Genomic DNA, 13687 nt, shown 5'->3' on the forward strand with positions numbered 1-13687 from the left:
CGTGGGTGATGCGAGGCCGGTTTGGCACACGGGTTGTACCCGTGTGCCTTCAAGGTCAGCTTACTTCGCGACCCAGGCGGAGAAGCGTTGTTCCAATTCCTCGCCATGGTCGGTCCAGAACTGCAGGCTCAACTGGATGGAGTCCTTGGCGTTGGAGGCGGAAGTCGGCAGGTTGGCCAGGGTCTTGGCATCCAGCAGCTTCAACGCGCCCTTGTTGACCGGGCCGTAGGCGATGTTGTTGGCGTAGGTCTTCTGGTTCTCGGGCTGGCTGGCGTAGGAGATGAACTTCTCGCCCAGCGCCTTGTTCGGCGAACCCTTTGGAATCACCCAGTAATCCAGCGTATAGACGCTGCCGGCCCACACCACCTTGAGGTTCTTGCCTTCGCGCTGGGCGGCGTCGATGCGGCCGTTGAAGGCATTGGCCATCACCACGTCGCCGGAGGCCAGGAACTGCGCCGGCAGCGCGCCCGCGTCCCACCACTGGATGTACGGCTTCAATTGGTCCAGCTTCTTGAAGGCGCGGTCCACGCCGCCTTTTTCGGACAGCACCTTGTAGACGTCCTTGGTCGGCACGCCGTCGGCCATCAGCGCGAACTCCAGGTTGAATTGCGCGCTCTTTTTCATGCCGCGTTTGCCGGGGTATTTCTTGACGTCCCAGAAATCGGCCCAGCCGGTCGGCGCGGTCTTGAGCTTGTCGGCGTTGTAGGCCAGCACGGTAGACCAGACGAAGGCGCCCATGCCGCATTCGCTGACGGTGGCTTCGGGAATGTAGTCGTCCTTCTTGATCGTCTTGGCCAGGTCGAGCTTCTCGATCAGGCCGTCGTCACAGGCGCGGTTGAGGTCGCCGCCGTCGATTTCCACCACGTCCCAACTGACTTTCTTCGCCTCCACCATGGCCTTGACCTTGGCCAGTTCGCCGTTGAATTCGGCGGTCACCACCTTGGTGCCGGTGCTTTTCTGGAAAGGATCGACGTAGGCGACCTTCTGCGCGTTGGCGTTGGCGCCGCCGAAGTTGACTACGGTCAGTTCCGCCGCCGACGCCGAAGTGACGCCGACGGAAAACAGCACGCCCAGGGCGAGTGGGGATAACAGAGCGGGAGATAGGCGTTTCATGTGTTCCTCGTTGGTTATGTTGCGATGTTGGAGTTGTACTTGGAACTGCCGGCAATCTTGTCGCTGCCTTCAAGGGATGGAACCGATACTGCGTGTTGCGCCTACATGAAGCAGCGCAGGTACTGCGGTGCGATCTCGAGCGTTACCTCGCGGCCTTCGGCCAGGCCGGCCAACGCCGGATCGGATAGCGACAGCTTGACGAAGCAGTCGTCCTGGCCGGCCACGGTACAGCGCACCCGCACGTGGTCGCCAAAATAAATCAGGCCGGCGATGCGCGCCTTGATGCGGCTGGAGGCGGCGCCTTCGGACGCCGCGCCGGCATGCAGGCGGATGCGTTCCGGCCGCACGCAGCCGATGACTGCCTGGCCGGCATGGGCGCGGTGCACGTTCAGGCCGGTGAGCAAGCTGCCGTCGGGCAGGCGCAGGGCGCAGTGTTCGCCGGTGGCCGATTCGATGCTGCCCTTGAAACGGTTGTTGTCGCCGATGAAGTTGGCCACGAACTGGTTCTCGGGATATTCATAGAGCTCGGTCACCGGCGCCAGTTGCTGGATCACGCCCTGGTCGAACACTGCCACGCGGTCGGACATGGTGAGCGCCTCGCTCTGGTCGTGGGTGACATAGACGAAGGTGACGCCCAGGCGCTTGTGCAGCGCCTTGAGCTCCAGTTGCATGTGCTCGCGCAATTGCTTGTCGAGCGCGCCCAGCGGTTCGTCCATCAGCACCAGTTGCGGGTCGAACACCAGCGTGCGCGCCAGCGCCACGCGCTGCTGCTGGCCGCCGGAGAGCTGGGTCGGGTAACGGTCGCCGAACTTGCCCATCTGCACCATGTCCAGCGCCTGCCTGACCTTGGCTTCGCGCTCGGCGCGCTTCATCTTGCGCACCGACAGCGGGTAGGCCACGTTCTGGGCGATGGTCATGTGCGGAAACAGCGCATAGTTCTGGAACACCATGCCGATGTTGCGCTTGTGCGGCGGCACGCGGTTGAGCAATTGGCCATCCAGGCGGATCTCGCCGCCGGTCGGGAATTCGAAGCCTGCCAGCATCATCAGGCAGGTGGTCTTGCCCGAACCCGACGGGCCCAGCAACGTCAGGAACTCGCCGCGACGGATCTCCAGGTCCAGGCTCTTGACGATCAGGTTCTCGCCGTCATAGGTCTTTTTAACGCCGCTGAATTGCACCAGCACGTCTCCGGCCCGCGGTGCGATGTCTTCTTGCCTCATTGCGTTTGCATTCATTGTTGTTCTCTCCCTGGCAAAAATCAGGCGCGATGCGATCGATGATTCAGCTCAGCCGCATCGCGGCCGACAGGATGTCGAGCGCTTCATCCATGACGGTATCGGGAATCGTCAGCGGGAACAAGAAGCGGATGACGTTGCCGTAGCTGCCGCAGGTCAGCAGCAGCAAGCCGTTTTGCAGCGCGTGCTGCTGTACCTTCTTCGCATACTCGGCATCCGGCTTGCGGCTGCCCGGCTGGGTGAACTCCACCGCCACCATCGCACCCAGGCCGCGCACCTCGCCGATCTGCGGCACGGCCGATTTGAGTTCGCCGAGGCGGCCCTTCAGTTTCTGGCCCAGGCGCGCGCCGCGCGCCACCAGGTTTTCCTCGGCGATCACATCCAGCACCGCCAGCGCCGAGGCCACCGCCAGTGGGTTGCCGGCATAGGTGCCGCCCAGGCCGCCGGGCGCGGGGGCGTCCATGACCTCGGCGCGGCCGCATACGGCCGAGAGCGGCATGCCGCCGGCCAGGCTCTTGGCCATGGTCATCAGGTCGGGCAGCACGTCGTAGTGCTCCATGGCGAACAGTTTGCCGGTACGGGCGAAGCCGGTCTGCACTTCATCGGCGATCAGCAGGATGCCGTGTTCGTCGCACAGCGCGCGCAGGCCGCGCATGAATTCCGGCGGCGCGGCGTAGAAGCCGCCTTCGCCTTGCACCGGCTCCAGGATGATGGCTGCCACGCGCTTGGGATCGACATCGCTCTTGAACAGGTTCGCCACCGCCTCCAGCGCGTCGGCGCTGCTGATGCCGTGCAGCGCATTGGGGTAGGGCGCATGGAACACCTCGCCCGGGAACGGGCCGAAGCCCAGCTTGTACGGCGCCACCTTGCCGGTCAGTGCCATGCCCATCATGGTGCGGCCGTGGAAGCCGCCGGCGAAGGCGATGACGGCCGGGCGGCCGGTGTGGGCGCGGGCGATCTTGACGGCGTTTTCCACCGCCTCGGCGCCGGTCGAGAACAGCGCGGTCTTCTTGGCGTGGGCGCCGGGGGTGATGGCGTTGATGCGCTCGGCCAGTTCCACATAGCTTGCATACGGCACGATCTGGTAGGCGGTGTGGGTGAATTTTTCCATCTGGGCGCGGATGGCGTCCAGCAGCTTCGGATGGCGGTGGCCCGTGTTGAGCACGGCGATGCCGGCTGCGAAATCGATGAAGCGGCGGCCTTCCACATCCCACAGTTCCGAATTGGATGCGCGTTCGGCGTAGAAGTCGCACATCACGCCCACGCCGCGCGGGGTGGCGGCGTTCTTGCGCTGTTGCAGTTGCTGGTTGCTGGCGGCCTTGCTGTTCATTGCTTGCTCCGGTGAAAGGGCGCCTCGGCGGCGCATGAAATTCTTGTTCCGGAATCGATACTAAAACTGAAATGGCTCTGTAATATAGAGCCAATTTTAAATATTTGATGGTGCCAATTGAAGATCGCCTCGCTCTCCGATTACCTGCTGCTCCGCATCGAACGCGGGACTCAGAAAGACGCTCCAGGCAAGGCTGGAAAGGCAGTTGGCAATGGAGGCGCCGCAGCGAAAACGGCTGCGCACGTACCCGTCAACCGCCAGATTTACCAGTTGATCCGCGAAGCCATCCTGGCGCAGACGCTGCCGGCCGGATTGCAGTTGCCGTCCTCGCGCGACCTTGCCGCCGAGCTTGGCATGTCGCGCAACACTGTGACCTACGCCTATGAGCAATTGCTGGCCGAAGGGTATCTGGAAAGCCGCACCGGAGCCGGTACCTTCGTGGCCGATACCGAGCCGGACCAGATTCCCGAGGCGGTCGAGCGAAGCGAGCCGCTGACCGACCCGTCGGGCAAATCGGAACTGTCGGCGCGCGGCGCCATGCTCACGCGCCAGGCCGGGGTGGGGGAACGGCAATGGGGCGCCTTCATGCCCGGCGTGCCGGACGTGACCTGCGTGCCGCACAAGGTGTGGAGCCGGTTGCAGAACAAGCATTGGCGCCGTTCCAATTCGGACTTGCTGACCTATGGGCCGGGCGCCGGTTATGCGCCGTTGCGCGAGGCGGTAGCGGAGTATTTGCGGGTGGCGCGTTCGGTCAATTGCAATGCTTCGCAGGTGCTGATCACGACCGGCATCCACCAGTCGATCGATATCGTGGTCAAGTTGCTGGGCGAGCACGGCGATTCGGCCTGGGTAGAGGACCCTTGCTATTGGGGCACGCGCAGCGTGCTCAATTCGCTGGGTATACAGTCGGTGCCGATCGCGGTCGACCAGGAAGGCATGCGCATGCGCCTGGCCAACCTGCGGCAGCCGCCGCGCTTCATCTGCACCACGCCTTCGCACCAGTATCCGCTGGGCATGGTGATGAGCCTGTCGCGCCGGCGCATGCTGCTGGAGTACGCCGCCACGCACAAGGTGTGGATCATCGAGGACGATTACGACAGCGAGTTCCGTTATGGCGGCCGTCCGCTGGCTTCGCTGCAGGGCATGGACACGCACGACCGCGTGCTCTACATGGGGACGTTCAGCAAGATCATGTTCCCGGGTTTGCGCATCGGTTTCCTGGTGGTGCCGGAGTCGTTGGCGGCGGCTTTCTCCACCGGCATCGCCGAGCTGTACCGCAACGGACAGGTATTCCTGCAGGCAACGCTGGCCGATTTCATGGGCGAAGGGCATTTCGCCTCGCACATCCGCAAGATGCGCGTCCTGTATGCCGAGCGGCTGCAACTGCTGCAGCAGTCGATCAACCGCCACTTCGGCGAGGAGATGACCATCACCGGCGGCGAGGCTGGATTGCACCTGGTGCTGGGGCTGCCGCAGGAGTGCGACGACGTGCTCATCTGCGAGGAAGCCTTGCGCGCAGGCATTGTCGTACGGCCCTTGTCGCGCTATTACATGCACGCGCGCAGCGCGCGGCGAGGGCTGCTGCTGGGCTACGCCAGCGTGCCCAACGCCGAGATCGCCGCCAGCTTCGACAAGCTGGCGGCGGTGGTCAAGCGCCACTTGCCGGCCTGAGGTGGAAGGCATCAGGCCGCAGGTAAGGGGGCGTCAGGTTTGCGTGAGAAATTGTCTTTCCTGCAATCTTCCGTGCTCCCGATGCGCAGCATGGTAAATTAGCGAGTCCGGTTCGATGGTTTTCGAACCGGGCCCCTCGACAACCCCCATAGGAACCCTAGTTGGAAAACATATTACTGATCGTCGCGGCCTTTTTCCTGGTCGCGTTGAACGGTTTTTTCGTCGCAGCAGAATTCAGCCTGGTGAAATTGCGGCAAACGCGCATCCGGGCCATCGCAAAAACACAAGGCGTACGCGGCCGCATCCTGGCCGTTGTCCACAACCAGCTGGACGCCTATCTCTCCGCCTGCCAATTGGGCATTACCCTGGCTTCGCTGGGCCTGGGCTGGATCGGCGAACCGGCTTTCGCGCGCGTGCTTGAACCGCTGTTCTCGCTGGCCGGCGTGAGCAACCAGGAACTGATCCACGGCGTTTCCTTCGTGTTCGCCTTCTTCGTCATCTCCTTCCTGCACATCGTGGCCGGCGAACTGGCGCCCAAGTCGCTGGCCATCCGCAGCCCCGAAAAGCTGGGCCTGTGGTGCGCCTTGCCGCTGTACGGGTTCTATTGGGGCATGTATCCGCTGATCTGGGTGCTCAACGCCAGCTCCAATTGGCTGCTGCGCGTGGCCGGCCTGGGCAGCGTGCATGGCCATGACTCGCATTATTCTTCCGACGAGCTCAAGCTGATCCTGCGCGCCGGCAACAAGAGCGGCAAGAACGGCAAGTTCACCCGCGACGAATGGAACGTGCTGGCGCAGAGCCTGAACTTCAGCGAACTGGATGTGGCCGACATCATGCGCCCGGCCAGCGAAATCGTGGCCCTGGGCGACGACATGACGCTGGAAGAGAACCTCGGCACCATCTACCGCAACCGCTTCTCGCGCTATCCGTATTTCGATGCCGAGCGCCAGCAGGTGCTGGGCCTGGTGCACCTGAAGGATGTGTTCCTGGCGCAGCAGGACGGCAAGGCCATCGTCAACCTGAAGGATTACCTGCGCCCGGTGCAGTTCATTTCCCCGGCGCTGCCGGCCCTGGATTTGCTGCGGCGCTTCCGCACCGGCTCGCCGCACTTCGCCATCATCGGCAAGAAGGGCCAGCCGCCGGACGGCTTCATCACGCTGGACAACATGCTGAGCCTGCTGGTGGGTGAGATCCGCGACGAATTCCGCCACAACACCGGCGAATGGGCGCGCCAGGACGACGGCACGCTGCTGGGCAAGGGCAGCCTGCCGATCGTGACGCTGGAAAACATGCTGGGCATCGACATCGAGTACGACGACAGCATCGACTCGGTCGGCGGCCTGGTGATGGAGAAGCTGGGCGACCTGCCCAAGGAAGGCCAGCGCATCGAGTTCCCGGCGTTCGACGTGGTGATCAAGCGCATGTCGGGGCCGAAGATCGTGCTGGTGAAGGTCTATCCAAAAATGCAGGAAGCGCGCGACTGATCCACGCTGTCCTGCAAGCTGTCGCGTCCGATTTCCGCGCCCGGCGCCAGGGGCTACTTGCCTTGCAATTGAAGCCCCATCTGGCGCTCCGGTTCAGGCCGTGCGAAGCAAGTCGCGCATTGCCGCGCCGACGCCGGCCGCCGATTGCGGATTTTGTCCCGTCACCAGACGACCATCGACGACGACGTTCGCGGTCCAGTCCGCCGCCGGCTGGTGGTGTGCGCCACGCTCGACGAGCGTGCTGGCCAGCAGGAAGGGAACGACTTTCTCCAGCTTGACGGCATGCTCTTCACTATCTGTGAACGCGGCGACACGCTTGCCGGCGACGAGCGGTTCGCCATTGCCGAGAGTGACGTTCACGAGTGCGGCAGGGCCATGACAGACCGCGCCTACGATGCCACCTGCCTCGTAGATCGAGCGGGTAACGCTGCGGACGGCTTCGTCGAAGGGGAAGTCCCACATCGCGCCGTGGCCGCCTGCGAAGAAGATGCCTGCGTACTTCGACGGATCGATGTCGGCCAGGCGCATCGTGTTGGCGACCTGGGCGCGAAATTCGGCATCGTTCCAGAAATGGGCATTGATCGGATCGCTCAGGTCCAGGCCATCGACGGGGGGCTCGCCGCCCTTGATGGAGGCGAACTCGACGGCGATGCCGGCCTTCTTCAGTTCAGCAAGTGGATGCGTGACTTCTCCCAGGTAGTAGCCGGTAGCTTCCCCGGTGCTTCCTTTGATGCCGTGGCTGGTAAGAACAAACAGCACGGGCTTCGTCATGCTGGGTTTGGTTATGGTCATTTGGCTGCTCCTTTAAGGTTCGGTTTCGCCACTTTATTGATGTCAGTTAAGGAGATAAACTGGCTTTAATGAAATTCATTAGTTCTCATAAGGACAAAATGGGGCGAAGTTTTGAATACCTTGGCGATGTAGAAGCCTTCCTTGCGGTGATGGAGCACGGTTCTTTCACTGCGGCCGCAGCCGCGCTGTCGACGACGGCGTCCGTGCTCAGCAGGGCGGTCGGACGGCTGGAAGCCCGGCTCGGGCAGCAATTGATGCGTCGCACGACCCGGCGCATCGGGCTGACGGATGCCGGTCGCCGGTATCTGGAACAGACGCGGGAGGCCTTCGACCTGCTGAGGGTGGCCGAGCAGGAAGCACAGTCGCGCAGCGCGGCGCTGAGCGGACGTGTACGCATCAGCGCGCCCACCACGTTCGGCCATTTCCGCTTGCCTGTGTTGCTCAAGCCCTTCCTCGCCCGGCATCCGGAGGTCAGGCTGGAGCTGAACATCACCAATCGCAACGTCGACTTGGTAGAGGAGGGCTTTGACATGGCGATCCGGCTCGGGCAGCTTCCCGACAGCGGCCTTGTCGCCCGCAAGCTGGAGGATGCCGAGTTGCGGCTCGTCGCTGCGCCCGACTACCTGAAAAGGGCCGGGGTCCCGAAGAAGCTCGATGATTTGGCGAAGCATGTCTGCTTGCCCTTCGTCATGCCGCGCACGGGAAAGCATGGGGATTGGTCGTTCATCGTTGACGGCGAAAACGTTGAATGGCAGCCAAACTCGGTTCTGGAGGTGTCTGACGACGTGCTGGGAACCGTGTCGATGGCCGAACAGGGCATTGGTGTCTGCCAGACGTATGACTTCATCGTGCGCGAGCGCCTGGCCAACGGGCGCCTGGTCGAGCTGTTGCCGCAGTTCAGCGGACGCACGAGACCATTCTCGCTGGTGTATGCGCCGCATCGGCATCAATCGGCGGCGGCTCGGGCGCTGATTGATGCGCTTGGAAACCCGGGCGGGTAAGGTCGTCTTGTTCTCCGCGACACTGGAACCGCCTTATCCAATACCACCGTGAAATGAAAAATGCCGCGACATTCATCACGTCGCGGCATTTTGTTTTTTGGCGGCCGCAGCCGCCGGTTCGCATTGGGTGCTGCGGATCAGAAGCCGAGCGTACGGCCGTCCGGATTGCGCGGATCGGAGAAGCCGTAGAAGCCGTCCGGCTTGATCTGGATGGTCTGGGTGCGGCCCATCGACGGCTGCACGCTGACCTTCTGGCCCTTGTCCTGCAGGATCTTGACGGTGTCGGCCGACAAGCCCTTTTCCACGCGCAACTGGTCCGGCGCCCACTGGTGGTGGATGCGCGGGGTGATGGTGGCTTCGGCCACGTTCATGTCGTAGTCGATCACGTTGAGGATGGTCTGCAGCGTGGTGGTGATGATGCGGCTGCCGCCCGGGCTGCCGGTGACCAGGAAGGGCTTGCCGTCCTTGAGCACGAAGGTGGGCGACATCGACGACAGCGGGCGCTTGTACGGGCCGACCGCGTTGGCGTCGCCGCCGACCAGGCCAAACGCGTTGGGCACGCCCGGCTTGGCCGAGAAGTCGTCCATCTCGTTGTTCAGGGTGATGCCGGTGCCGGTGGCCACGATGCCGCTGCCGAAGTTCAGGTTCAGCGTGTAGGTGGTGGCGACCAGGTTGCCGTCCTTGTCGGCGACCGAATAGTGCGTGGTCTGGTCGCTTTCATACGGCTGCGGCTTGCCCGGCTTGATCTCGGACGACGGGGTGGCGCGCTCCGGGTTGATCTTCTTGGCCAGCTCGTCGGCGTAGGCGCGCGAGGTCAGGCCCTTGACCGGCACCTTGGTGAAGTCGGGATCGCCCAGGTATTCGGAACGGTCGGCGTAGGCCAGCTTCATGGTCTCGGCCATCAGGTGGATCGACTGCGCGCTGTCGGCGCCGTATTCCTTGAGCGGATAGCGTTCCAGGATGTTCATCATCTGGATGATGTGCACCCCGCCCGAGCTCGGCGGCGGCATCGACATGACCTGGTAGCCGCGGTAGTTGCCGGTGACCGGCACGCGTTCCACCACCTTGTAGTTCTTCAGGTCGTCGGCGGAGATCAGGCCGCCGTGCTTGTCCATCTCGGCCACGATCTTCTTGGCGATGTCGCCTTCATAGAAGGCCGACGGGCCTTGCTTGGCGATCAGGCGCATCGACTTGGCCAGGTCCTTCTGCACCAGCTTTTCGCCGGCCTGCAGCGGGCGGCCGTCCTTGAAGAAGATGGCCTTGGAGGAGTCCCACTGGCCCAGGTGCTCGCGCTCGGCGGCCAGGATCAGGGCCAGGCTGGGGCTGACGGTGTAACCCTTTTCGGCCAGTTCGATGGCCGGCTGCATCACCTGCGACAGCTTCATGGTGCCGTACTTGGCCAGCGCGTGCGACAGGCCGGCGACCGTGCCGGGCACGCCGACGGCCAGGTGGGTGTATAGCGAACGGCCGGGCACCACGTTGCCCTTGTCGTCCAGGTACATGTTGCGGGTGGCGCGCTGCGGCGCCATTTCACGGAAGTCCAGCGCCACGTTCTTGCCGGTCTTGGCATCGTGGATCATCATGAAGCCGCCGCCGCCGATGTTGCCCGCATTGGGCAGCACCACCGCCAGCGCGAAGCCGACCGCCACGCCGGCATCCACCGCGTTGCCGCCTTTCTTCAGGATATCGACGCCGACCTTGGTGGCCAGTTCCTGCTCGGTGGCGACCATGCCGTTCCTGGCCTGGACCGGGCTGATGATGTCGTAGGTGAGGTCGTATTTGACGACCGGCGCGGCCGGCGGGGGAGTCTGGGCGGTCGCCGGCATGAAGGACAGCGCGCCGCACAGGGGCAGCAAGGCCAATGCGGCCGGCTTGCCAAGTCCCGTGAACTTTTGCATGTGGATTCTCCTGAATTTCTGGACTTGAGTGGATTGTTGTTTGTTATTGGCGTGCCGTTCCTGTAGCGCGATGCGCAGGGTGACGGCACCCGACGATTGTAGAGTCTGGCTCGCATCTGTCCAGAGGAATCGTTCGGGATACGGTGGATTATTGGAACGGCTTTCATCCACCCATGCGTCGTATCGCACAGTCACGGCGGGCAGACGATAGCATTGCCCGCACGGCCGGGGCAGAGCCAGCGGATGTGCTTTTGATGGAGCCAGGCGGCAGGGTGCGGCTGCTGCGCTGCGGCAGCCGTTCAGGTGCTCTCGCGCACAGCCAGTTCGAAGCCGAGGTCGAGCCGTCCCTTGGGAATCTCTTCGCCCCGGAGCTGGCGGATCAGCATTTCCGCCGACTTGTAGCCGATGTCGTAGCGCGGCGTGATGACGGTGGTGATGGAGGGCGTGGCGCAAGCCGCCCAGGAGAGGTCGTTGAAGCCGGCGATGGCCAGCCGGCCCGGCACCGCGATGCCCTGGCGCTGGCATTCGAACAGCGCGCCCAGGGCCAGGTCGTCGTTGCAGCAGAACACGGCGTCGCAGTCGGGAAGCGTTTCCAGCACGCGGCGCAGCAACTGCGCCCCCATGTCGACCGTGGTCGGCAGCGGCAGCAGCACTTCCACGGCGGGATCGATGCCGGCGTCCTGCAGGCCTTTGCGGAAGCCCTCGCGGCGCTTCATCATGCGCGGGTCTAGCTGGGCGGCGATGAAGGCCGGGCGCCGGTAGCCGCGTTCGGCCAGGTGGCGCGCCACGGCGTAGCCGGCCTTGGTCTGCGAGAAGCCGACCGAGTATTCGTCATTGCCGCGTCCCAGGTCGAACATGCGCACCGCGGGGATCGCGCGACTGGCCGGGCGGCTTTGCAGGATCTCGTATTGCTCGCTGCTGGAAAGCAGGAAGCCGGCCGGCGCGTGCGCCAGGTAGGTGGCGATCAACTGCGCTTCCTTGTCGCGCGCATAGCCGGTCTCGCCGATCAGGAACTGGTAGCCGGCCTCGGCCAGGTAGTCGCGGATGCCGGAGAGCGTTTCGATGAACACCGCGTTGGTCAGCGACGGCACCAGCACCCCGATCACCTGCGAGCGCGCCGAGGCCAGCGTGGCGGCGGCCTGGTTGGGCACGTAGCCGAGCTTGTCGATGGCTTTGAAGATGCGTTCGCGCGACTGTTCCTGCACCAGCGCCGGCGTCTTCAGCGCGCGTGATACCGTCATCGAACTCACGCCGGCTTCGGCTGCCACATCGGTGATGGTGACGCGGCCGGTGGCCCGGCTGCCTTTCTGCGGGGACGGGGAAACGGGTTTGCTGTCTTGTGCTGCGCGCTTGCTCATGGCGGTGGGATGGTCGGTTTGGGCGACATCATACCCCGGCGCGGCGCGGCCCGCGACCCGCGCCGCGCATCGGCCGCTTTGGCTGGACGATCAACACCATTGCCCGATCCGGCCGTGCCGCAGCGCAGCACAACAAATGTTTGACCGATTTCAAATGTTAGCGTTATCATCGCGCCCCATGTTAACGCTAACATCGACCGCCGGGAACACGGCGGCGGCGCCGGCGTTGGCTACCACACTCAGGAAGATTCAATAAAACACTACGAAGATAGTGCAGACGGACGCGCCGCTTTTTAAAGCCGGCCGCAGGAGACGCATGCCCGCAGCCTTGATGGCGCCGGGCGCGTGTGCCGGCGGCCAGCCGGGCCGCGCGCCGTCGGCTATCGGCATACGGAGATCCCCATGCTGGGCATGAGCCACGAAGCAACATTGCTGTTCAACGCAGTTATCGCCATCCTCGCGCTGATCCTGATGATCACGCGCCTGCGCGTCCATCCCTTCATCGCATTGATCATCACATCGGGCTTCCTCGGCCTGATTTCGGGCATGCCGCTGCCCAAGATCGTCAAATCCTTCCAGGACGGCTTCGGCGGCGTGCTCGGTTTCGTCGGTATCGTGCTGGGCCTGGGCACCATGCTGGGCAAGCTGATGGCCGAGTCCGGCGGCGCTGACCAGATTTCGCAGACGCTGGTGCGCGCCTTCGGCCGCGAACGCGTGCACTGGGCCATGATGATGGGCGCATTCCTGGTCGGCATCCCGCTGTTCTTTGAAATCGGCTTCGTGCTGCTGATCCCGTTGGTGTTCATCGTGGCGCGCCGCTCGGGCGTGCCGCTGTTCAAGATCGGCATGCCGATGCTGGCCAGCCTGTCGGTGATGCACGGCCTGGTGCCGCCGCATCCGGGGCCGCTGCTGGCCATCGGCGTGTTCGGCGCCGACATCGGCAAGACCATCCTCTACGGTTTCATCGTCGGCCTGCCGACAGTCATCATCGCCGGCCCGCTGTTCGGCTCCTTCATTTCCAAGTATGTCGACATCAAGCCGTCCGAGGATCTGATGGCGCAACTGGCGCGCGAGCCGCAGACCAAGGACTTGCCGGGCTTCACCATCACCCTGGTCACCGTGCTGTCGCCGGTGTTCCTGATGCTGCTCAAGACCTTCGTCGACGTCGCGCTGCCGGAAGGCCATGCCGTGCGCGACCTGATGGACTTCATCGGCAACCCCATCGTGGCCCTGCTGGCGGCGCTGCTGCTGGCGATCTGGACCTTCGGCACCGCGCGCGGCTTCACCCGCCAGCAAGTGCTCAAGTTCGTCGACCAGAGCCTTGCGCCGACCGCGGCCATCGTGCTGATCATCGGCGCCGGCGGCGGCTTCAAGCAGATGCTGGTGAATTCCGGCGTGGGCACCGCCATCGGCCAACTGGCCGTGCATGCGCAAATCTCGCCGCTGCTGCTGGCCTGGTTCGTGGCCGGCGTGATCCGCGTGGCGACCGGTTCGGCCACCGTGGCCACCATCACCGGCGCCGGCATCGTGGCGCCGCTGGTGGCGATGATCCCCGGCACCAACAAGGAATTGCTGGTGCTGGCCACCGGCGCTGGCTCGCTGATCCTGTCGCATGTGAACGACGCGGGCTTCTGGCTGGTCAAGGAATACTTCAACATGAGCGTGGGGGAAACCTTCAAAACCTGGACGCTGATGGAAACCCTGATTTCAGTTGTTGCTATCATCTTCATCATGTTGCTCAACCTGGTCGTGTAACCGATCTACCCGCCCGGCCTGCGCCGGGCGTTTTGCCATAAAGGAAACAC

The 13687-nt window shown here is 63.8% G+C and carries 10 protein-coding genes; 4 read left to right on the forward strand and 6 right to left on the reverse strand.

Annotation, left to right across the window (positions count from 1 at the left end; translation table 11 throughout):
• Nucleotides 1-60: 60 nt before the first annotated feature.
• From J7548_RS12215 to gabT, 3 genes are all read right to left on the reverse strand, one after another.
• Nucleotides 61-1113: an ABC transporter substrate-binding protein gene (locus J7548_RS12215; RefSeq protein ID WP_290974853.1), complete on the reverse strand. Its 1053-nt coding sequence runs from the start codon at nucleotides 1111-1113 to the stop codon at nucleotides 61-63.
• A 101-nt stretch (nucleotides 1114-1214) separates the two neighbouring features.
• Entirely contained in the window at nucleotides 1215-2333 is a 1119-nt protein-coding gene (locus tag J7548_RS12220; RefSeq protein ID WP_290974854.1) for an ABC transporter ATP-binding protein, read from the reverse strand.
• Nucleotides 2334-2394: 61 nt separating this feature from the next.
• The gene (gene gabT, locus J7548_RS12225; protein ID WP_290974855.1) at nucleotides 2395-3678 is read right to left on the reverse strand and encodes a 4-aminobutyrate--2-oxoglutarate transaminase; all 1284 of its coding nucleotides are present in this window, start codon (nucleotides 3676-3678) and stop codon (nucleotides 2395-2397) included.
• A gap of 117 nt (nucleotides 3679-3795) precedes the next feature.
• Here gabT and J7548_RS12230 point away from each other — a divergent pair, with 117 nt between their 5' ends.
• On the forward strand, nucleotides 3796-5349 hold the full coding sequence (locus tag J7548_RS12230; RefSeq protein WP_290974856.1) for a PLP-dependent aminotransferase family protein: 1554 nt from the start codon (nucleotides 3796-3798) through the stop codon (nucleotides 5347-5349).
• A 161-nt stretch (nucleotides 5350-5510) separates the two neighbouring features.
• Nucleotides 5511-6833: a hemolysin family protein gene (locus tag J7548_RS12235; RefSeq protein WP_290974857.1), complete on the forward strand. Its 1323-nt coding sequence runs from the start codon at nucleotides 5511-5513 to the stop codon at nucleotides 6831-6833.
• Between the two features lie 93 nt (nucleotides 6834-6926).
• Here J7548_RS12235 and J7548_RS12240 read toward each other — a convergent pair whose 3' ends face one another.
• Nucleotides 6927-7625 carry a type 1 glutamine amidotransferase domain-containing protein gene (locus J7548_RS12240; RefSeq protein WP_290974858.1) on the reverse strand — a complete coding sequence of 233 codons (699 nt, stop codon included), beginning with the start codon at nucleotides 7623-7625 and terminating at the stop codon, nucleotides 6927-6929.
• 98 nt (nucleotides 7626-7723) lie between these two features.
• Between J7548_RS12240 and J7548_RS12245 the strand changes: the two genes are divergently transcribed.
• Entirely contained in the window at nucleotides 7724-8626 is a 903-nt protein-coding gene (locus J7548_RS12245; RefSeq protein WP_290974942.1) for a LysR family transcriptional regulator, read from the forward strand.
• Between the two features lie 137 nt (nucleotides 8627-8763).
• On the opposite strand, the gene ggt is transcribed toward J7548_RS12245, so the two are convergent.
• Together ggt and J7548_RS12255 are read right to left on the reverse strand one after the other, a co-directional pair.
• Complete coding sequence (ggt, locus tag J7548_RS12250; protein ID WP_290974859.1) at nucleotides 8764-10524, reverse strand: gamma-glutamyltransferase; 1761 nt, start codon at nucleotides 10522-10524, stop codon at nucleotides 8764-8766.
• A gap of 299 nt (nucleotides 10525-10823) precedes the next feature.
• Nucleotides 10824-11882 carry a LacI family DNA-binding transcriptional regulator gene (locus tag J7548_RS12255; RefSeq protein WP_290974860.1) on the reverse strand — a complete coding sequence of 353 codons (1059 nt, stop codon included), beginning with the start codon at nucleotides 11880-11882 and terminating at the stop codon, nucleotides 10824-10826.
• A 402-nt stretch (nucleotides 11883-12284) separates the two neighbouring features.
• Between J7548_RS12255 and J7548_RS12260 the strand changes: the two genes are divergently transcribed.
• Entirely contained in the window at nucleotides 12285-13637 is a 1353-nt protein-coding gene (locus J7548_RS12260; protein ID WP_290974861.1) for a GntP family permease, read from the forward strand.
• The last annotated feature ends 50 nt before the right edge of the window (nucleotides 13638-13687 follow it).

The organism is Herbaspirillum sp., from assembly GCF_017744395.1.
GTDB lineage: Bacteria > Pseudomonadota > Gammaproteobacteria > Burkholderiales > Burkholderiaceae_D > Herbaspirillum.